At 53.6% G+C, this 19,635-nt stretch carries 18 protein-coding genes; 16 read left to right on the top strand and 2 right to left on the bottom strand.

The annotated features are described in order from the left end of the window. Positions 1 to 60: 60 nt before the first annotated feature. Both ABD971_RS10100 and ABD971_RS10105 read right to left on the bottom strand, forming a co-directional pair. Positions 61 to 1,983, bottom strand: coding sequence for a polysaccharide biosynthesis protein (locus ABD971_RS10100; RefSeq protein WP_339940989.1), 1,923 nt, complete (start codon positions 1,981 to 1,983; stop codon positions 61 to 63). Between the two features lie 406 nt (positions 1,984 to 2,389). After that, positions 2,390 to 4,498 (bottom strand): polysaccharide biosynthesis tyrosine autokinase, encoded by a 2,109-nt coding sequence (locus tag ABD971_RS10105; RefSeq protein ID WP_345321697.1) that lies wholly within the window; start codon positions 4,496 to 4,498, stop codon positions 2,390 to 2,392. A 778-nt stretch (positions 4,499 to 5,276) separates the two neighbouring features. Here ABD971_RS10105 and ABD971_RS10110 point away from each other — a divergent pair. From ABD971_RS10110 to ABD971_RS10185, 16 genes are all read left to right on the top strand, one after another. After that, positions 5,277 to 5,576: a hypothetical protein gene (locus tag ABD971_RS10110; protein WP_345321699.1), complete on the top strand. Its 300-nt coding sequence runs from the start codon at positions 5,277 to 5,279 to the stop codon at positions 5,574 to 5,576. A gap of 575 nt (positions 5,577 to 6,151) precedes the next feature. Next, positions 6,152 to 7,234, top strand: a complete 1,083-nt coding sequence (locus tag ABD971_RS10115; RefSeq protein WP_345321701.1) for a polysaccharide biosynthesis/export family protein — start codon at positions 6,152 to 6,154, stop codon at positions 7,232 to 7,234. 140 nt (positions 7,235 to 7,374) lie between these two features. Further along, positions 7,375 to 9,084, top strand: coding sequence for a hypothetical protein (locus ABD971_RS10120; RefSeq protein WP_345321703.1), 1,710 nt, complete (start codon positions 7,375 to 7,377; stop codon positions 9,082 to 9,084). A 202-nt stretch (positions 9,085 to 9,286) separates the two neighbouring features. Next, the gene (locus ABD971_RS10125; protein ID WP_345321705.1) at positions 9,287 to 10,246 is read left to right on the top strand and encodes a DNA-methyltransferase; all 960 of its coding nucleotides are present in this window, start codon (positions 9,287 to 9,289) and stop codon (positions 10,244 to 10,246) included. A gap of 184 nt (positions 10,247 to 10,430) precedes the next feature. After that, a complete protein-coding gene (locus ABD971_RS10130) occupies positions 10,431 to 10,967 on the top strand; it encodes a hypothetical protein (protein WP_345321707.1) in 537 nt (178 codons plus the stop codon). Then, a complete protein-coding gene (gene can / locus ABD971_RS10135; protein WP_345321709.1) occupies positions 10,964 to 11,617 on the top strand; it encodes a carbonate dehydratase in 654 nt (217 codons plus the stop codon). Before ABD971_RS10130 ends, can begins: the two co-directional genes overlap by 4 nt. A 181-nt stretch (positions 11,618 to 11,798) precedes the next feature. Further along, the gene (locus ABD971_RS10140; RefSeq protein ID WP_339941001.1) at positions 11,799 to 12,383 is read left to right on the top strand and encodes a Na+/H+ antiporter subunit E; all 585 of its coding nucleotides are present in this window, start codon (positions 11,799 to 11,801) and stop codon (positions 12,381 to 12,383) included. After that, on the top strand, positions 12,380 to 12,664 hold the full coding sequence (locus tag ABD971_RS10145; RefSeq protein WP_339941003.1) for an MrpF/PhaF family protein: 285 nt from the start codon (positions 12,380 to 12,382) through the stop codon (positions 12,662 to 12,664). The genes ABD971_RS10140 and ABD971_RS10145 overlap by 4 nt, the downstream gene beginning before the upstream one ends. Continuing rightward, positions 12,664 to 13,014 carry a monovalent cation/H(+) antiporter subunit G gene (gene mnhG, locus ABD971_RS10150; protein WP_339941005.1) on the top strand — a complete coding sequence of 117 codons (351 nt, stop codon included), beginning with the start codon at positions 12,664 to 12,666 and terminating at the stop codon, positions 13,012 to 13,014. The genes ABD971_RS10145 and mnhG overlap by 1 nt, the downstream gene beginning before the upstream one ends. After that, a complete protein-coding gene (locus ABD971_RS10155) occupies positions 13,011 to 13,574 on the top strand; it encodes a DUF4040 domain-containing protein (RefSeq protein ID WP_339941007.1) in 564 nt (187 codons plus the stop codon). Before mnhG ends, ABD971_RS10155 begins: the two co-directional genes overlap by 4 nt. Next, positions 13,571 to 14,008, top strand: coding sequence for a Na(+)/H(+) antiporter subunit B (locus ABD971_RS10160; protein WP_339941009.1), 438 nt, complete (start codon positions 13,571 to 13,573; stop codon positions 14,006 to 14,008). The genes ABD971_RS10155 and ABD971_RS10160 overlap by 4 nt, the downstream gene beginning before the upstream one ends. Further along, positions 14,005 to 14,568 carry a sodium:proton antiporter gene (locus ABD971_RS10165; RefSeq protein WP_345321714.1) on the top strand — a complete coding sequence of 188 codons (564 nt, stop codon included), beginning with the start codon at positions 14,005 to 14,007 and terminating at the stop codon, positions 14,566 to 14,568. Before ABD971_RS10160 ends, ABD971_RS10165 begins: the two co-directional genes overlap by 4 nt. Continuing rightward, positions 14,568 to 16,046, top strand: a complete 1,479-nt coding sequence (locus ABD971_RS10170; protein ID WP_345321716.1) for a monovalent cation/H+ antiporter subunit D family protein — start codon at positions 14,568 to 14,570, stop codon at positions 16,044 to 16,046. The genes ABD971_RS10165 and ABD971_RS10170 overlap by 1 nt, the downstream gene beginning before the upstream one ends. Next, complete coding sequence (locus ABD971_RS10175) at positions 16,046 to 17,575, top strand: proton-conducting transporter transmembrane domain-containing protein (protein ID WP_345322134.1); 1,530 nt, start codon at positions 16,046 to 16,048, stop codon at positions 17,573 to 17,575. The genes ABD971_RS10170 and ABD971_RS10175 overlap by 1 nt, the downstream gene beginning before the upstream one ends. Before the next feature lie 4 nt (positions 17,576 to 17,579). After that, complete coding sequence (locus ABD971_RS10180) at positions 17,580 to 17,846, top strand: hypothetical protein (RefSeq protein WP_345321718.1); 267 nt, start codon at positions 17,580 to 17,582, stop codon at positions 17,844 to 17,846. Further along, positions 17,836 to 19,542 (top strand): Na(+)/H(+) antiporter subunit D, encoded by a 1,707-nt coding sequence (locus ABD971_RS10185; RefSeq protein ID WP_425571283.1) that lies wholly within the window; start codon positions 17,836 to 17,838, stop codon positions 19,540 to 19,542. Before ABD971_RS10180 ends, ABD971_RS10185 begins: the two co-directional genes overlap by 11 nt. The last annotated feature ends 93 nt before the right edge of the window (positions 19,543 to 19,635 follow it).

A 19,635-nucleotide genomic window follows, 5' to 3' on the forward strand; every position in this document is an offset into this window, starting at 1 on the left:
GTTTTCGCCATGTTGTGTTTCTTGATGTTGTGTTTCTTGGTTACCACCGATACTCGCAGCTTATCCAATCGGTTCGGCCGAGGCTGCGAGATCATCACTTCCGACTCCTGCATTCTCAGCATGCTGTTCATTCTCTGGGTACTGAAAGGCGATCGCCATCTCGCACATTGTTTTGCGAATCACCTCGTCGTCTTCGCCGACCAGTGATTGAAGCTTCTGCATCAAACTGCGAATTTCCTCGCAGCTAAACGATTGGTGATAGGCCGTCTTCACTTTGGGATGAAGGGTTGGCATCATCTCTTCGTGTTTCATATACAGTTCTTCGTACAGTTTTTCGCCGGGACGAATGCCTGTGTACTCAATTTTAATGTCGTCTTCGTCGAGACCAGACAATCGAATCAAGTCTTTGGCCAAGTCGAGAATTTTGACCTGCTTGCCCATGTCCAGGACAAATATTTCACCCCCCTTGCCCATGCTCGATGCTTGTAGCACAAGCTGAGACGCTTCGGGGATCGTCATGAAGAAGCGAGTCATCTCGGGATGCGTGATGGTGATCGGTCCGCCGTTGGCAATCTGTTCTTGGAAGATGGGGACGACGCTGCCGGCCGAGGCCAACACATTACCGAAACGAACGACCACAAACTTAGTTTTGGATACTTCTGCTTTGGCATGTACAAAGCGTTCCGCCAATTGTTTGGACACCCCCATGATACTTGTGGGGTTGACCGCTTTGTCAGTCGAGATCATTACAAATCGCTCGACATCGTATTCGTGACAAAGTTCGACCAGGCCTGCGGTGCCGAGCACGTTGTTTTTTAACGCTCGCGATGGATTCAATTCCATCAATGGAACATGTTTATGGGCCGCCGCGTGGAACACAATTTCAGGCTGATAGTTTTCGAACAGCGTTCGCATGCGATGTTGATCACAAATGTCAGCGACGAAGGGCACGCACATGTCGCCATAATCGCGAAGGGTCATTTCTCGATCAATTAAGAACAACGCGTTTTCGGCACGCTCGACCAAGATCAATTGAGCCGGTTCGCAGCGTGCAATCTGGCGACATATCTCCGAGCCAATGCTGCCTCCGGCACCGGTCACGACGACTCGTCTTCCTTGCAACATCTCTCGCACCGGTTGCGAATCGAGTTCGATTGGGTCTCGGCGTAGTAAGTCGTTAATTTCAACGTCGCGGGTCTGGAAGCGGAACGAACCATTAATCAGTTCATCGACCGGCGGAACCATTTTGACCCGGATCTTGGCGCGTTCACAGCGATCGAGAAGCTCGCGGAGTTGTTGCCCTGGCAACACATTGGAAATGACAAGAAGATCTTTCGCATCGTGAGCGCGAGCATGCTCGACAATGTCCTCGGGACCACCCAGAAATGGAATGCCTCCCAATCGTAATCCATGCTTGTGTTCATCGTCGTCCAAGAATCCAACGATGTGAAAATCGAGGTTGGGATGGTTATGTATTTGGCGGGCCAATAGTTCGCCCCCTTGTAACGCTCCGATCAACAGTGTGGGTTTGCGATCATTCAGCGACAGTGCGGGCCACATCATTTCTTGGCTTAGGCGATAGACACTTCGCAGCCCGCCGACAAGCAGAATCGTGATGCCCCAGTCCATCAGTAATACCGATCGGGGAATTTGATACTGTTGGCTGAACAAGTAGTCCACCGCGGCAATCAGAATGCTCGCGACCGTCGAGGTGCGAAGCAGAATCGCGAGATCAGTGAATGTAATGTAACGCCACCATCCGTGCAGACTGCCAATCAAGTGGAACATGGATAACTTGATGATCAAGATCCAGGGCAGCATACTCCAGAAATCTTTACGGACGTCCGCAGAGATGACCATATCAAAACGCAACCGCAACGCGATCTCGTAGGACGCGATGAAAATAATCAGATGCACCAGTACCAGAAAATAAATTCTTACAGGCAAGATGCGGTGCAAGGGTGTGTTCTTTTTCGCACTCATGGTCAAGACGCTTTATCTAAGTGAGCAAATCCAGCTAGAAAACACGTGTGCTTCACCGAACTGGTCGTAGCCAGTTACGAGTTCTTTCTGCTTCTTTCTGCGCGGACTTCGTCCACCTGGGTGACACTCACGAAGCGGTACGTGGTGCACCCTCGGGATGGGGTCATGCTAGTGGTAAAGCGAGCCGATTCAATGGGCTAATCCCCCATTTACACTTCAATCGATGAAGTTAATTGGATCGTGGAAAAACGCCTTACGTTTCGATGGATCAACGAAGGAAACTGCGACCGCGCAGCGGCCACCGTCTACTTCAACGCTGTTAGTTTCACGTGTATTAAAACTATCAAACGTATGTATGTGCTTTATTAAAAATCATGCATGTTTTAGTTACATGCAGATGCGTCATTTACTCAAAACGCCTTGCGTAGTCGTAACTTCCGTACGTCTTTGCATAGCTCCGTGTGGGCACACCGTTAAGCACGGTGCCCAACGGTTTGATACCCGCTTTGGCGAGCCGGTCATGAGCAATTTTTACTTGGCCTTCGCGACTGACGTTGCGTCGAGTGCAAAGCAGAGAGCCATCGGCACAACGAGCGAGTAAGATCGCTTCGGATGCAGACAGGATGGGAGGCGTATCGATAACGATATACCGATATTGGACTCGCAATTCGTCAAAAATCTTGTTGAGTGAATCACGTGTCATCAATTGATGAGGGTTAACACGAAGTCGACCTGCCGGCAGCAAGTGAATCTGATCGCTCCAGTCGCGAATGACGGCTTCGTCCAATGTGGCACGTCCTTCGAGCACGGCGGTCATACCAAGATTGTTTGAGACCTGGAAAATATTATGAATATCCGGGGCGCGAAGATCGCCGTCGACAAGCAGCACAGGTTCGCCGGTCGCTCGTCCAATGCTGACCGCAAGCTGCGACGAGATGCTTGACTTGCCTTCGCCATGAACGGCACTGGTCACCGCAAGCGTTTGAACCGTATTATGTTTTTCGCCTAACAGTAGACCGACACGAAGACTATCAATACTTTCTTCAAAAATACTCATCGCTTTGGTTTGTCGCGAACCAAGCGAGATCGTTCGCACCGGCAACTTGGCAACTTCGCTGACGGTGGTTTGTGCGGTATTGCTTGTCAATTGATTGACGTCGCTGATCGGCTTGGTGGACAATTCCCAAAGCAGGGCGAGGCCGAACGGCAGACAGCCGCTCAGAAAGGCTGCGATCGCCATGTTTCGCAGCGGAAAACTTGCGACCGGATGAAGCGTGGGTTCCGCGGGCTGCAGCAGAACAATACGACCCGGAGCACGCGATTCGGTGCTCAGCGCCATCGACCGCTCGGCAATCAAGTCAAACACACGTTCTTCGCGTTCGAGTTCCGCACGAGCGAATTCGAGTTCCAGCATTTTATTGCCGGATTCACCCGCGGTACCAAGCATCTCTTTGTACCGCAGTCCGAGCAGGTTCTCGAGCACCAGTTGCGTCTCGAGTCTCGCTTCGAGCTCGTGAAGTGTGTCGCGGCGATCGAGTTCCGCGAGCGACTTCAGTTGGTCGGTGATCTTGGGACGGCTGCTCGCAACGGCTCGTTTGAGGCTCTCTTCATATCCTTTGACTTCGGACTCCAGACGCAAGTAGGATGGATCGTTTCGTCCCCCGGCTGCCGTGCTCTCGACACGATGCATCATCGATTTGCGTTCGGCAATCATGGCGCGTAGATCGAGAACCTCCTGGCTTTCCCCCACCGCCATTTCGACATCCACTTCAGCGATGCGAAGATCTTCTTTTGCAATCGCTTCACGGATGGCAGTGATTTCCATCTCAAGCATTTTGCGATCGACCTCGGCTGCGGTCAGCCGTTCGCGAAGTCGCTCCAGCGGTCCGGCACCCGCTTGACCTCCATTCTTTTGTGGCATCCCGGTATAGGGATCCATTCCGACAACGTCTTGACCGAGTTGACGCATCTTTTCACGTAGATTTTGGATCTCGGCACTACGCGCCTGTTTTTCTTGCCCCAGCAGTTCGAGCACCCTCGCGGTTTGGTCTTCGTTGTCTTTGGCTCGCACCGCGAAATAGGTGTCTAGCACCGCATTGACAATGATCGCAGAGGACTCGGGGTCGGATGTCTCAAGAGAAACATTATAGAGTTCCGAACTGCCAACCTGCTGAACCCGAATATTTTCGGTTAACCACGCAATGGGCTTCTCGATCGATTTAAGTCCTGGCAACTCGGCAATCTCTGAATCCTCAAGCACCTGCTCTGCGACAAGCGAGCTGCGAATTAATTCAATCTGAGTCTCCGTGAAATCTTCCGGATTCATTTGAGGCTCAGGTGTCGTATACGCAATATAAGGAGCGTAGCTTGCAATCTTCATCACCGCATTCGCACGATACACCGGAGTGAACGTCATCAAAACTGCGGTCGCAGATAACCCTGCCAACAGAATGGCGAAGGGAATGGTCAGATACCAATACGTCGTAAGCGAGTGAATAAGGTATCGAGGACCCACAAGCGCTTCGTGGTCATTCCCAGTCGACGCATGGTGAAAAATATAGGAGGGAGAGATCTCATGGTCGTTTACTGGCACCAACGAACGACTGCTTGAGTCGGACGATGCCAGGTCGACGAAATCATTGTTACTCAAAAAACCAATCTCCCGCTTTCGATTGGCCGCGATGATCACATCACGTCAATCGATTCGACTCAAGGTGCTGTTCAAATGGTGACTGTCAAGCTGCTATTGGTCATAGCATGTCCGTCCTTAGTTCTCACTTGTTCCTTAATCGCTTGCCGTCGACCTACTAATATCTCGGTTTGCTAAACGAGATGAATTTTCGTAGAAGCCTTTGTTGAATTCTTATGTAGTTGTTCTGGCTGGTGACTAGGTGCCAATCTTGGGTGTGGTGGTCCACCCTACTCAAGATTGAGGGTATTGCTAGTCAACTTTCCGCAACAAATGCTTCTCGGTTTCGTAGGACGCAAATAAATAAGGTTCGGTCGCTAACACATCATTTTCGCAGGGAGGTATGGATTGCCCTGGATTGGAATCAATGGGTGAGAACGGCCGTCCGTATTGCAGGTGTTGGGCCAACCTCTACGATCATAAGCCTGCTGGAGGGGGAGGGCAAGCAACTACTCCCCATGCCTAGGTGTTTTAGGATCAGTCGATGTGTCGTATCCCAACCTAGATGAGCCGCAAGGGTGGTGAAGGTCACTTAGACAAAGGGGCTTACCCAAGGCGAGTTTCACGATTTTCTTGAATCCCAAGTTTTGCTTGGACAGTAGGATTGGCTGCTCATTGGCCACTCCGGTGGGCTGTAATCCAAGTCGATTCATTGGCGGCCAAATGGGTTGCCGAATCGATGTGGCTGCAAAATCGGATGCGACAACCAGCCGACGTCGACACCCATGTTTCTGCTGCGATCACCAAGATTTTTTGGGGCTGGTTCAAGTTTTCTCCGAGCCGAAGGACTGTGTTCTGTAATGCGGAATGCCATTCCTCACTTTGCCGCTTTGCCGCTTTGCCGCTGTGCCGCTTTGCCGCTGTGCCGCTGTGCCGCTGTGCCGCTGTGCGATTGGTTTTGTAGCGGCGCAGCGTGGGCGTCCGATCGGATCGACCATTGTGCTCACTGCATCCAGGCCGCCCAGCTCCCTGGTACGACCAGATTCGATGGCACTGACTCGGATCAATGAGACGCGATCTTCTCGCTAGATCTTTCCTAACCCGCACTTGGTACCTACTTCGAACAACCGGTTTGTTGAGCGCAACCCGAGAGACAATTCGAAAAGATCGCGGATGAACCCACGTTTCGGCGGGGGGGGCCTGCCCTCTCGACGATAACTCCTGTGAGCGAATTCCAAGATGAATCGCCGATGCGTGCAGAGATAAGAAGGGTCGACCGGAGAGCAATCAAGCTTTGATGGCAAGCCTTTCTTGGTCCAAGTGCATCGTCCGAGGCATCGAGGCGTGGGGATGAAGCAGCGGTTTGCAAGCAATGCTTGCCAATCATTCTGCCGACACCCGAGATCGCTCACCGCAACAAGACATCCACCCTTTTCATTTTTGGTGGTCGTTTTTGTCGCAAACCCAACAAATGGAAGCCGGGGCAAGGATGTTGCCGGATGTTTTTGGGTGCCTCCAGAACAACGCACGGATGTGACTATGTCTCAATTCAAATCACGACCTTTTGTAGCTCCTCTACAAATGTTCGCGGCAATCTGCCTGTTAAGTGGGGTCGGATGCCAAGGACTCAAAAAGAGTCACCATGCGTCACAGGTTTCTGTGGTGCCGCCCGAAGTCGCAAATATGCCTCGGGAGTTGGCCAAGACAGTGATGCCGGATTACATTATTGAGCCGCCCGATATCTTGACGATCGAGACCGTGCACGCGGTACCCAAGTCGCCTTATACATTAAAGGTGCTTGATGTGTTGTCGGTGCGAGTCCAGGGAACGTTGCCTGAGGGACCGATCGGCGGTGGTTATCCGATCGAACCCGGCGGGGTGATTAACCTCGGGGCTCCTTATGGAGTGGTCTCGGTTTCGAGCATGACTGTACCGCAGGCTCAGACGGCGATTGAGGAACATCTAAAGAAATACTTGAAGAAGCCGGAGGTGGCGGTGTCGCTGGCCGAGCTTGGTGCATCGCAGCGTTTGGTCGGACAATACCTCGTCGGCCCCGATGGTACCGTCACGCTGGGCAGCTATGGCAGCGTTTCGGTCGTCGGCATGCCGCTGGCTCAAGCGAAATGGACGATCGAACAACACTTGTCACAGTTCTTGGAAGAGCCGGTCATCTCGGTCAACGTCCACGCTTTCAATAGCAAGGTGTACTACATCGTATTGCAGGGAGCCGAGCTCGGCGACGCGGTCTATCGTTTCCCGATCACGGGCAACGAAACCGTTCTTGATGCGATTTCACAAATCAATGGACTCGAGCAGGTTTCGTCAAAGAAGATGTGGATCGCACGACCCACATCGGATCTTTGCGACTCGCAAATTTTGCCAGTCGATTGGCACGCGGTGACCGAGTGTGGTTCCGCCAATACGAACTTTCAACTCATGCCTGGCGACCGTTTGTTTGTTCAAGAAGACCATATGGTCGCGTTTGACAACAAGCTCGCCAAAATGTTTGCTCCGTTTGAACGCATGATGGGCTTCTCGTTACTAAGTGTTGGCACAGCGACTCGTTTCTCGGGAAGTGTGCTCAAGGGCGGTGGAAATCCACGAAGTGTGAGCGGATTCTAGCCTGAGTCAATGTTAGGTCTGTGGTGGGAACCGAGGGCGTTTGCTGATCAATCCAAGTGACGCAATCAGCAGTGCGATTCCTCTGCCCAACTGTATCAATCTACGTGTGTCAATTTTTGAAAAAGTAAGCGGTGACAACGATGCGACGACAATCCCAAACACAACTGACTGCGGCGGTGGCGATCACGCTTGCCGTCACGATCAGTGCCAGCGTTGGCTGTGTGTCTGTGCACCACGACTGGGCGCAACACTGTGGGTTCGACAAGTTTCGCGAAAGCAAAAAGTCGTACTACCACTGTGCTCATTGCGGCCAAATCGTTGCAAACCCCCATGCAAAATGTTGCCCGCACTGCTCCTACGTGAAACCGTACTACGGTTACGAGCCCACGTGTTGGAACAAGTTCCCCGAAGGCTGGGGATGTCCCAGCGGAGCTCAAGCGTGTCACCCTGAAATGCTCGAAATGATGCCGCCGGTCGAATACTCTGATGGTATTCCACTGGAACACGATGGCGTTCACATTGAGCATGAACCCAATCATGTTCCCTTTGCAGCTGATGCTGTCGCGGCACCCAAAGTCGCGGCACCTCAGGTCGCGGTAGAGGACGAGCACGCCATCCCGAGTGCAAGCGATCGCACGGCTCCCGTTGCCACGCCGAATTTCAGTAGCCCGATTGACGTGGACGTTCCTGCTCGCACGAACGTTACCACGCCTGAAGTGCGGTTGGATGATCAAACGCAAGCGAAGCCGATCAGCCAGAAGCGTGATTTGGCCGTGTTGCCGCCAATGGATACCTCGTTGGTGGACGGGATGATCGAAGCCCCTGTGCCTCGAGTCGCTCCATCGCAATCAATTGCCAAGGCCAAGCCGGTGATCGACAGGCAAGATTCGGCCAGCGATGCAAAGCCGATGGTATTAAACTTTCCAGTGCCTTCGCCCGAACGTGCGGTGACGGTCGACAAAGTGCCCTCGGTGACTCGAGTGCCTGTTCCTCAAGTTGCCAAGACTCCGGTCACAGCGACTCCAGTTGCGAAAACGCCGGTTGTGAAAACTCCAGAGTCCGTCTCGGTCAAATCTTCGGCAAACGTTCCCGCACTGGCGGCTCCGCAAACCAAACGTGCTCCGGTTGCGAAACCGGAAGCCAAGGATCCAGCTACCGCTAAGGATCTGGCCACCGCCAAGGATCTGGCTACCGCCAAGGATCGGGCCACCGAGGCAGATGCGTCCCCGAAGGTCCAGCGGATCGCCGTTCCACAGCCAAAGACGGAAAAGCTAGGGGCTGCCGCGTCGGTGACGGCCCCCGCCTCTGCGAAGTCAAATAAGTCGGAGCCGGTCGCGTCGCAGGACACTTTCGATATCCCCGCAGAACAGTGGAACCGCATCATCGCGATGCCCGTTGCGGCGAGCTCGGGGCTACCGATGCCCCTGGCTTCGGCACCGGAACCCTACGAAATGAAAAAGTCGTTCGAGCCTGTGTCGATTGAAACCCAATCGCCGCGGTTGATTCCCACGATGACGAATTTGCCCAAGCGTGTACCGACGATTCCGGCAGAAATTCCGGCCCGCGTAAGTGGATTCACGCAAACCAAGACCTCCGTCGAATTGCCCGCTCCCGTGCGACGCATTCCGGCCTCGGTCCCACAGTTAATGGGTGAAAACACGTCGCCAGCGATTCCAGCCCAAAATATGACGCCTGCCGAAACCGTGGCCCCCGTGGTCAATCGGATCCCGCTAGGCCAAGTCGCTCCGGCCAGCATTCATTCGCAATATATCGCTCCGCAATACGTTGCTCCGAATCAAATGCAAACGAACGCCTACCCGGCTCCGGCCAACCGGATTCAAATTCGCTAATCCGGCGGCGATCACCGTAAACTTCTTGGATCCGTGATATCGCGATCCGATAAACAACCCCACACCACTCATGGCGGTCATGAGTGGTGTGGGCGTTTCTGGGCAGCCCCGCATTGCCAGCAATTCACGTTTCGTTACGATGAATTTCAAGAACGTGGCAGCTTGATCAGCCATTTAACGGCATTTCTAGAGGGGATATTGCGTGGCACTCGACTTTAACCAGCTTCATCAAGGGGACTGTATCGAGTTGCTAAAGCAGATGGATCCGGGGTCGGTCGATCTTTGTTTTGCCGATCCTCCGTTCAATATTGGCTACGACTACGACGTCTATGACGACAAGCGAGGTGACGAAGATTACCTCGATTGGTGCCGCCAATGGATTCAGGGGGTTCATCAGGTATTGAAACCTGACGGGACTTTCTGGTTGGCGATTGGCGACGAGTACGCTGCGGAGCTAAAAGTCTGTGCCACTCGCGAAGTCGGCTTCGTCTGCCGTAGCTGGGTGATTTGGTATTACACATTTGGGGTCAATTGCAAATACGGTTTTAGCCGTTCGCATACCCATCTGTTTCATTTCGTCAAAGATCCCAAGCAGTTTACGTTCAACGCCGCGGATCCCGAGATCCGCATCCCCTCGGCACGGCAATTGGTTTACGGAGACCGTCGCGCGAATCCGAAAGGCCGGCTGCCCGACAACACCTGGATTCTTCGCCCGCAAGATCTACCTGATGGATTCGAAGAGGATGGGGATACGTGGTATTTCCCACGCGTTGCCGGAACGTTTAAAGAACGCCAAGGCTTTCATGGCTGCCAGATGCCGGAGCAACTGCTTGGCCGGATCATCCGCGCGAGTTCAAATGAGGGTGATTGCGTGCTCGATCCCTTCTCGGGTAGCGGGACCACATTGGTCGTCGCCAAGAAGCTGCGGCGAAACTTTATCGGCACCGAACTCAGCGAAGAGTACGCGGCCAAAATTCGATCGCGACTCGAGGAGACCAAAGTCGGTGACCCGTTGGTGGGCCCGGCAAATCCATTGCTAAGCGCCCCGAATACGAAAAACGGAAAGCGATTGGCGGATAAGGTCTCGAAGAAAAAGTCGACTGCTAAGAAAAAGGATGGGAAGTCCAAGGCGGGCAACGCCACTCAGCCTGATTTGCTGTAACGCTGATTTCGACGCTGCAATCTTGTCATTTGGGATTTTTGGGGATCGCCCCCGAAACCGCAATGCAGCGTCAGCGAAATGGAGTTAGCATGGCAGGGGTATCCGTGCCACCATGCGGAGGCGTCGCGATTTTCCTATTTGCTCCTTTTCTTTGGCCAGCGGCTGTTGCAGCGAGGTTCCTTTCGTGCCGTCTCTGAGAATGCTGCCTGCCTTTACTTTGGATTTGCCCTTAGGCAAAGACGAGGCGATGCAGCGGATCCGCCAGGCAATCGCCGAGCTGGATTCGATCGAAAATGCAAGAGCCGTAGGGGACTGTGCCGAGTTTGCGGTACGCCCCGAGGAGCGGCGATTTTGGTCGCCGCAATTGTCGGTGCAGCTAAGCGATATCGAATCCGGGACGCAGTTGTATGCTCGCTTTGCACCACGTCCCGAGGTTTGGACGTTTTTTATGCTCGTCTACTTTATCACTGCTTTCTTTATGTTCGTCGGTGGTGTGTATGGTTACGTCCAGTGGTTCATGGGAGCGGCGCCTTGGGGGCTGCTGCTGATTCCTGGCGGCGCTGCGGTGATTGCCACGCTTCATCTTGCCAGTCTGGTGGGTCAAGGATTGAGCAAAGACCAGATGGAAAAATTGCGTGACCAACTTGATCGCACCGTTGCCTTCGCTCTAGGATCTTCTAACCACTCGACCCCCGAATCCGAAACCCTAGCCGGAAAATGAGTATGCATTCGCTGCAAGAACTTTTTAATAACAATCGTGAATGGTCGGAGCAAGTTGTCGAACAGGATCCCACATTCTTCGAGCGATTGTCGCAGCAGCAATCGCCCAAGTATCTTTGGATTGGCTGTGCCGACAGTCGCGTGCCGGCTAATCAGATTGTCGGTTTGGACCCCGGTGAACTGTTCGTCCATCGCAATGTCGCCAATCTGGTCGTCCACTCGGATTTGAATTGTCTATCGGTGATGCAGTTTGCGATCGAGGTTTTGAAGGTCGAGCATGTGATCGTTTGCGGGCACTACGGTTGTGGGGGTGTCGCCGCGGCACTGTTTCATAAAGAGTTGGGGCTGATCGAAAATTGGCTGCGTTACATCCAAGACGTCGCCATGATCCATCAAGCACAGCTCGATGCGATTGAGGTGCCGCGTGAACGCTGCGATCGTTTGTGTGAACTGAACGTGATGGAGCAGGTGATGAATGTGTGCCGTACCACGATTGTGCGTGACGCGTGGCGGAAAGGCCAGAAGCTTGCGGTGCATGGTTGGGTTTATGCGCTCACGGACGGTCGGCTGCGTGACTTGGACATGAATGTGACCAATGGCGATGAGATGATCACGCGGTATGAAGCCACCTTGGGCAAGTTGCTCAGCTAGAGACGAGTTGCTCAGCTAGAGACAGCGAGTTTTCGATCGGGGGGCGTCGCAGGCCGGCTGGGCCAACGTGAATGGTTTCTTCTCGCTGCTAACCGGTTGGCGTCCCGCAAGCGTTTCTCAAACGCGAACGCCACTAACATAGGTGGCAATGGGCGAATGGACTCAGGCCATCGGATCCGCCATGGTCACTAAAACGCACGGCGGCTATATTCTGCAAAGTTTTTCACATGTATTGGACTTGGCAGAACACTTCTCGCGGATGGAACGCCGCAACAGGACGGCAATTGTGAAATACACATTGACCCTCGCAGTGGCATTATTCCTCACGTGGCTGATCTGGTCTGGGCACTTTGAAAGCCCATTCTTGCTGGGTTTAGGCGTGTTATCGTGCCTTTGCAGTCTGTGGATATCGCAGCGGATGCGAATCGTCGACGAAGAGGGGGCTCCGGCTCAGCTCGGTTTGCGGCCGTTTACGCATTACGCGCCCTGGTTGATGAAAGAGATTTTGGTTTCCAATCTGACCGTCGCAAAAATTATCCTGTCTCCCAAAATGCCGCTCCGCCGTCGCATCGTGACGGTGCCCACGCGAGCGAAAACCGAACTCGGACGCGTCATGCTTGCCAATTCCGTCACGCTGACTCCAGGCACCGTATCGGTGCGAGTCGAAGGGGAAAGCATCACCATCCACGCCCTCGCACTGACCAACGACGAATCCGACATTACCGGTGAAACCGATCGACGTATCTGTGAATTGGAGAAGTCGTGATCAGCATCGACATGTTTGCCGTCACCTCGATCGCCATTTTGGTGACGATGAGTTTAGCGTTAATCCGTGCGATGTTTGGTCCCACGGTCTTTGATCGCGTGTTGGCGCTGAATACCTTTGGTACGAAAACCGTGCTGCTGATCTGTGTGGTCGACTTCATGACCGGCCGTGATGATTTTCTCGATCTCGCGCTGCTCTACAGTCTGATGAATTTCATCGGCATGGTGGCGCTACTGCGATTTGCAGAATACGGCAGTTTCAGTGACGAAGGAGTGTCGTGATGAGTATTGTCGATCTGCTGAGCTGGATCCTGTTGATGACCGGAGCGACGTTTTCGATCATCGGTGGAATTGGCATTGTCCGGCTTCCCGAGTTTTTCTCGCGGATGCACGGCGCTGGGATCACTGACACGATGGGCGCTGGTTTGATCGTTGCAGGACTGCTGCTGCAAGCCGGGTTAAGTTTGACGGCGCTGAAGTTGGTCGCGATTCTGTTCTTCTTGACCGTCACCAGCCCGAGTTCGTGTCACGCGTTGGCACGCTCTGCGATGACGCATGGATTGAAACCGGTGCTCGATGGAGAGCCACTGCTTGATGAAAAATCGCGTAGTGAGGAGCCGAACCAATCATGAGCAGTTTGATCGATTTTCCTATCCTTGCCCTGCTCGCGATTACCGCGGTCACGATCGCGCGGATGCGAGATTTGTGGGCGGCGATCATGTTCACTGGTATCTATAGTTTTTTGAGTGCGAGTTGGATGTTGATCCTCGACGCACCCGATGTGGCGTTTACCGAGGCGGCGGTCGGTGCGGGGATTGCCACCGTGTTGATGCTGAGTACGTTGGCGCTAACGGGCAAAAAAGATCGTCAACTCGCGCACGCCCCGATCATGCCTTTCTTTCTGGTGCTGATTACCGGCTGTGTGCTCGTTTACGGCACCTTGGATATGCCGCACTTCGGGGACCCCAAGGCTCCGATCCAATTGCATCCGAATCCATCCTTTGTTGAAAAGTCTCAACATGATATGCACGGGTTGCCCAATGTCGTGACTGCGGTATTGGCCAGCTATCGTGGTTACGACACGCTCGGCGAAACGACCGTGGTGTTAACGGCAGGCATCGCGGTGCTGATTATTCTTCGCAAAGAGAATGACGATTCCGAACAAGATGCCTCGGCGGAGAAGTTGACGTGAGAACATTTCCTGTCATTCGAGTCGTCACAAAGATCTTGATCCCGTACATCTTGTTATTTGCATTTTATGTGCAATTTCACGGTGATTTTGGGCCTGGCGGTGGATTCCAAGCCGGCGTGATTTTTGCCTCGGCGTTGATTCTGTACGGATTGGTCTTTGGACTCGAATCGGTCAAACGCGTCGCGCCACCGATGGTCATCGAAAAACTGATGGCACTCGGAGTCGTCGTGTATGGGATGACCGGAGTGTTGACGTTGGCACTCGGAGGCAACTTCCTTGATTATGCGGTGCTCGAGCACCACTTCTATCCCCACATCTTTCCCACCGGACAGCATCTCGGCATCTTCTTGGTCGAGCTCGGTGTCGGGATCACCGTAACCTCGGTGATGACGATGATTTTCTACTCCTTTGCTGGCAGGAAAAGAATCGTATGAGCGTCGAACAAGTCGTCGGACTATACAACTACTGGATCGTGATCTTCTTGATGATGACGGGGTTTTACATCGTTATCGCACGCCAGAACATGATTAAATCCGTCATCGGATTGAACATCTTTCAAACCTCCGTCTTCCTGCTTTACATCACGATGGGCAAGGTGAACGGCGGCACCGCACCGATCATTCCGCCTCGTGTCGCGAATGGTCATGGCGCGAATGGCCATGACGTGAACGGGCATGGCGTGAACGGGCATGGGAATTCGCTGGACTCTCTAACCTCGTCGCTTCACGATGCAGTGGATTCGCCGAGCGAGCATGCTCAATCGGTTGCCGAAGAGGTGCTGTCGCCGCTCGGTGAAATCGCTCAGCAAGCCGATCTGTCATCGCAAGTCGAGCCCATCATCTACTCAAACCCAATGCCCAGCGTGCTGATGCTGACCGCAATCGTGGTGGGGATTGCGACGACTTCGTTGGCACTGGCACTGATCGTTCGCATCCGTGAAGAGTACGGCACGATTGAGGAAGACAAAATCTTGGAATTGGATCGGGATTCTTGATGGAAAGTCATCTACCCATCTTGCTGATCGTGTTGCCGTTATTGGCCGCGCCGCTATGCGTTTTGATCGGCAATCGCAAACTTGCCTACATCGTTGCGTTGACGGTTTCGTGGTGCGTGTTCGCAATGGCGGTCGCATTGGTCGGTACGGTCAATGCCGACGGGCCGCTGCGTTACAACATTGGTGATTGGGCGCCACCCTATGGGATCGAATATGTTGTCGATGAACTCAGCGGGTTTGTGATGCTGTTCGTCTCGGCACTCGGTGCGATCGTGCTGACGTACGCACCGCACAGCATCGAAAAAGAGATTCCACGTTCCAAACACTATCTGTTCTATGCGACGTATTTGCTTTGCCTGACCGGTTTGTTGGGGATGTGTGTCACCGGCGACTTGTTCAACGTGTTTGTGTTCTTGGAAATTTCATCGTTGTCAACGTACGCGTTGATCAGTCTGGGGCGATCACGGCGTGCACCGTTGGCGGCGTTTCAGTATTTGATCCTGGGCAGCGTGGGAGCCACGTTCATTCTGATCGGTATCGGCTTGGTCTATCAGATGACCGGCACTCTCAATATGGCCGATATCGCAACGCGATTACCGGTGGATCATGGTCCGCGAACCGTCTTGGTGGCGTTTGCATTTTTGACGATTGGTCTGTTTATCAAGATGGCCGTCTTTCCGGTTCATACTTGGTTGCCCAATGCTTACACCTATGCTCCGTCGGTGGTCACATGTTTCATCGCAGCAACGGCGACCAAGGTTTCTGTCTATGCGTTGATTCGAATTGTGTTCAGTATCTTTACACGCGAATTTGCGTTTGAAGTTTTGCCGCTGGATACCGCGTTGATGGTGATGGCGTTGGTGGGCATTTTTGCCGCCTCGACCGCTGCGATCTACCAAGACAACGTGAAGCGTTTGTTGGCGTATTCGAGCATTGCTCAAATCGGTTACATGTTGCTCGGAATTAGTATGGCGAACCAAGCGGGGCTGGCCGCTGGGATCGTTCACATGTTCAATCACGCCTTGATCAAGGGCGGCCTGTTCATGGTGGTGGGCTGTTTCGCTCTGCGGATTGGCTCGGTCCAGCTTACCGATTGGCGTGGTGCCGGTCGTACGATGCCGTGGACCTCATTCGCTTGGGCCATCGGTGGGTTGGCGTTAATCGGAGTGCCATTCACTGCAGGCTTTATCAGCAAATGGTTGTTGTTGACCGCTGCGTTTGATTCTCACCACTGGTCGGTTGCGGTATTGATGTTGCTCAGTTCGCTGCTGGCACTGGTTTACGTTTGGCGAGTGGTCGAGACGTTGTATTTCGCCGAGCCGTCCGAAAAGGCCAAACAAGCGATCGAGGCACCGCTGGGAATGTTGGTTCCGATGTACACGGTGATCCTTGCCACCTTGGTGTTTGGCGTTTGGACGGTTTACTCGGCTGACTTGGCTGCGGGGGCCGCGTCGCTCTTGTTAGGAGGCACGCAATGATGGCTGCCGAAACATTAATCTGGATCGCGGGAGTGTTGCCGCTTGTCGCACTGGGGTTGATTTACGCCTGTGGTCGATGGCCCAATCTTCGTGAAGCTGCTACGATCGTGGTTTCCACGCTGCTGTTTGCTGCGACGTGTCGCTTGTCGAGTTTTGTGTTCGCAGGCGAGCGACCTTCGGTCAGTTTGGGCGAGATGCTACCGGGGTTTCGTATCGCGTTCGAAGTGGAACCGCTAGGGATGGTCTTTGCACTGGTCGCGTCGGGGCTGTGGATCTTGACCACGCTGTATGCGATTGGTTACATGCGAGGCCATCACGAGGAAAACCAAACGCGTTTTTACGCCTGTTTTGCCATCGCAATCTTTGCCGCGATCGCTGCGGCATTCTCAGCGAACTTGTTTACCTTGTTCGTCGCCTACGAATTGATGACCGTGTCGACGTATCCGTTGGTGACGCATCACGGGACCGCCGAAGCTCGTGACGGTGGCCGCGTCTATCTCGGTATTTTGCTTTCCACCTCGATCGCCTTCTTCATGCTGGCCGTCGCCTGGACATGGTATGTGGCGGGAACGCTGGACTTTACCGCTGGCGGCATTCTCAGTTCCGCTCATGCCGATGGCGACATTTCCACGCTCGGACTTGGCATCTTGTTGGCCCTGTTTGCCTTTGGCATTGGCAAGGCCGCTCTGATGCCGTTTCATCGCTGGTTACCCGCCGCGATGGTCGCCCCGACGCCGGTCAGTGCGCTACTGCACGCGGTGGCGGTCGTCAAAGTCGGTGTGTTCTCGGTGCTGAAAGTTGTTGTTTACATCTTTGGCATCGATTTGCTTTCAAGCACGGGTGTTAGTATTTGGTTGGCGTATGCTGCCGGAGCTTCGCTTTTGCTCGCGTCGCTTGTGGCGATGACCAAGGACAACCTGAAGGCGCGTCTTGCCTATTCGACGATCAGCCAACTCGCCTACATCACGCTGGGTGCCGGATTGGCGACGCAAAGCGGGGTGTTGGGTGGCGGGATGCATATTGTGATGCATGCGGTCGGCAAAATTACGTTGTTCTTCTGTGCCGGAGCGATCTATGTTGCCACGCATAAAAAGAATATCAGTGAAATGCGGGGTCTCGGTCGGCAGATGCCGTTCACCTTTGCCGCGTTTTTTGTTGCTGCGGTTAGCATCATCGGACTGCCGCCAGGCGGTGGTGCATGGAGTAAATGGTTCCTTGCGATTGGAACCGTCGAAACCCATCTCTACATTTTAACGGCCGCGCTGATGATCAGCTCGCTGTTGAACATTGCCTACCTGATTCCCATTCCAATCCAAGCGTTTATGACGCCGCTTGCCGAGGATTCAGCTGAATCGAATCGGTCGGATCATGCCGACGGCGATCATGCCCACGCGGTGACCGGCGGCATTCAAGAGGCTCCGATGATGTGTGTGGTGCCGCTGTGCGTGACCGCGATCTTGAGTGTGGTGCTGTTCTTTTTCGCAGATTGGATTTACGAAGTGCTTTTGCCGATCACGGTGGCGAGTTAAACGGATGACCGAAACGAAACCCCCAAGCGATCCGAGTTGGTTTGAAAAGCCACGGAACATCAATTTGATGATTGGTGTACTGGTGCTCGCGTGCGTGGCGCTAGTGCTGGCCGACTTGTTTTACGAGAATCCGCATCCGCACTTTCCCAAGTGGGAGAACGTGTTTGGGTTTCAAGCTTGGTTTGGATTTATTGCCTTTGTGATCATCGTCTTTTTAGGACGTTTGCTACGCGTGATCGTACGTCGGCCGGAGGATTATTATGATCGATAACATTCCGCCCGGCTTGATCATGATCCTCGGCGCGTTGCTGTTGCCGTTTCTTGCGCACCGAGCGCAAGCCATCGGCGTGCTAGTGCTGTCGTTGATCAGCATGGTTGTGTTTTGGTTTACCCCTGAAACGACGTTTGGGCAGATCGAGCTGTTTGGGATGACGTTGGAAGCGATTCGTATCGATCGGCTCAGTCGGTTGTTTGGAATCGTCTTTCACATCGCCGCCATCGTTTCGGCAATCTATGCGCTGCACGTTCGCGATACTCGGCAACATGTTGCTGGGATCGTCTATGCCGGCGCCGCGATCGGAGCCTGTTGCGCAGGCGATCTGCTGACGTTGTTCGTGTATTGGGAATTGACGGCGCTTTCGAGTGTTTTCCTGGTTTGGGCCAGCGATAATGAGCAGGCTTACAAAGCCGGAATGCGTTACTTGATCATCCAAGTCGCGTCGGGAGTGTTGTTGCTTTCCGGTGCGATCATGCGATTTGTGGAAACGGGATCGCTCGAGTTCACCTCCTTTGTCACCGAGGGTGAACCGCTAAGTGTGTCGGCGTTTTTGATCCTGTTCGCTTTTGGAATCAAATGTGCGTTCCCGCTGCTGCACAATTGGTTGCAAGATTCGTATCCGCAAGCGACCGTCACCGGGACGGTGTTTCTGAGTGCATTCACCACCAAATTGGCCGTCTATTCGTTGATCCGCGGCTTTGCTGGGTTTGAACCATTGATTTGGATCGGCTGTGCAATGACGTTGTTCCCGATCGTCTTTGCTGTGATCGAAAACGATCTCCGCCGTGTGTTGGCCTACAGTTTGAACAACCAACTTGGATTCATGGTGGTTGGGATTGGAATTGGGACAGAGCTTGCCATCAATGGCACCGTCGCTCACGCGTTCTGCCATATCATTTACAAATCGCTGTTATTTATGTCGATGGGCGCGGTGCTGTTTCGCGTCGGTACTGTGAAGGCGACCGAGCTCGGCGGGCTGCACAAATCGATGCCGCTAACGACAATCTTCTGTATCATCGGTGCCGGAGCGATTTCGGGATTCCCACTGCTTAGCGGGTTTATCAGCAAGTCGATGATCATCAGTGCTGCAGCCGAGGAACATCAATTCTGGGTGTGGTTTATTCTGTTGATTGCGTCGGCGGGGGTGATGGAGCACTCGGGAATCAAGATTCCGTTTTTTGCCTTCTTTGCCCACGATTCAGGAAAGCGAGTCAAGGAAGCTCCGGCGAATATGTTGGTTGCGATGGCAATCGCGGCGTTCTTCTGCATCGCACTTGGTGTTGCCTATCCCGTGCTGTACCGCATGCTGCCGCACCCCGAGATCGTCTATCACCCGTACACGGTGACGCATGTCGTCACCCAGTTGCAGTTGTTGATGTTTGCGGGATTGGCGTTTGTCTTTTTGATGAAGTCAGGGCTGTATCCCGCCGAGCAGCGGTCGACCAATCTCGATACCGATTGGGTGTATCGACGCGCGTTGCCCGCAGTTGTATCGGTAACCCGGTCGATGGTTCGGGCCATGGATCGGGCAATGCGAGACGACGGGCTGGTGATTTTGAAAGGTTTCCTTTCCACCGCGAACCGTAATTTTAACGATAAAGGTGTTCTTGGCGGCACGTGGTCGACTAGCACGATGACGTTCTGGGCCACGATCCTGCTGGCAATCTGCTTGGTGCTGTATTACTTGTAGCAGTCCAGGTCAGTGCTTCTACAAGTCGTCAGGACTTTTGGATCGCGGCAGATCCAGCGAAAGTCTTGACGACGTTCGCGACTGCAAAATGAA

The organism is Novipirellula rosea (assembly GCF_039541335.1).
In the GTDB taxonomy this organism is placed as follows: Bacteria; Planctomycetota; Planctomycetia; order Pirellulales; family Pirellulaceae; genus Novipirellula; species Novipirellula rosea.

Coding starts and splice junctions, on each gene's coding strand:
- can (WP_345321709.1), top strand. CDS start 10,964: ATGAGTATGCATTCGCTGCAAGAACTTTTTAATAACAATCGTGAATGG.
- ABD971_RS10120 (WP_345321703.1), top strand. CDS start 7,375: ATGCGACGACAATCCCAAACACAACTGACTGCGGCGGTGGCGATCACG.
- ABD971_RS10155 (WP_339941007.1), top strand. CDS start 13,011: ATGAGCAGTTTGATCGATTTTCCTATCCTTGCCCTGCTCGCGATTACC.
- ABD971_RS10165 (WP_345321714.1), top strand. CDS start 14,005: ATGAGCGTCGAACAAGTCGTCGGACTATACAACTACTGGATCGTGATC.
- ABD971_RS10170 (WP_345321716.1), top strand. CDS start 14,568: ATGGAAAGTCATCTACCCATCTTGCTGATCGTGTTGCCGTTATTGGCC.
- ABD971_RS10175 (WP_345322134.1), top strand. CDS start 16,046: ATGGCTGCCGAAACATTAATCTGGATCGCGGGAGTGTTGCCGCTTGTC.
- ABD971_RS10180 (WP_345321718.1), top strand. CDS start 17,580: ATGACCGAAACGAAACCCCCAAGCGATCCGAGTTGGTTTGAAAAGCCA.
- ABD971_RS10115 (WP_345321701.1), top strand. CDS start 6,152: ATGTCTCAATTCAAATCACGACCTTTTGTAGCTCCTCTACAAATGTTC.
- ABD971_RS10100 (WP_339940989.1), bottom strand. CDS start 1,983: ATGAGTGCGAAAAAGAACACACCCTTGCACCGCATCTTGCCTGTAAGA.
- ABD971_RS10140 (WP_339941001.1), top strand. CDS start 11,799: ATGGTCACTAAAACGCACGGCGGCTATATTCTGCAAAGTTTTTCACAT.
- ABD971_RS10185 (WP_425571283.1), top strand. CDS start 17,836: ATGATCGATAACATTCCGCCCGGCTTGATCATGATCCTCGGCGCGTTG.
- mnhG (WP_339941005.1), top strand. CDS start 12,664: ATGAGTATTGTCGATCTGCTGAGCTGGATCCTGTTGATGACCGGAGCG.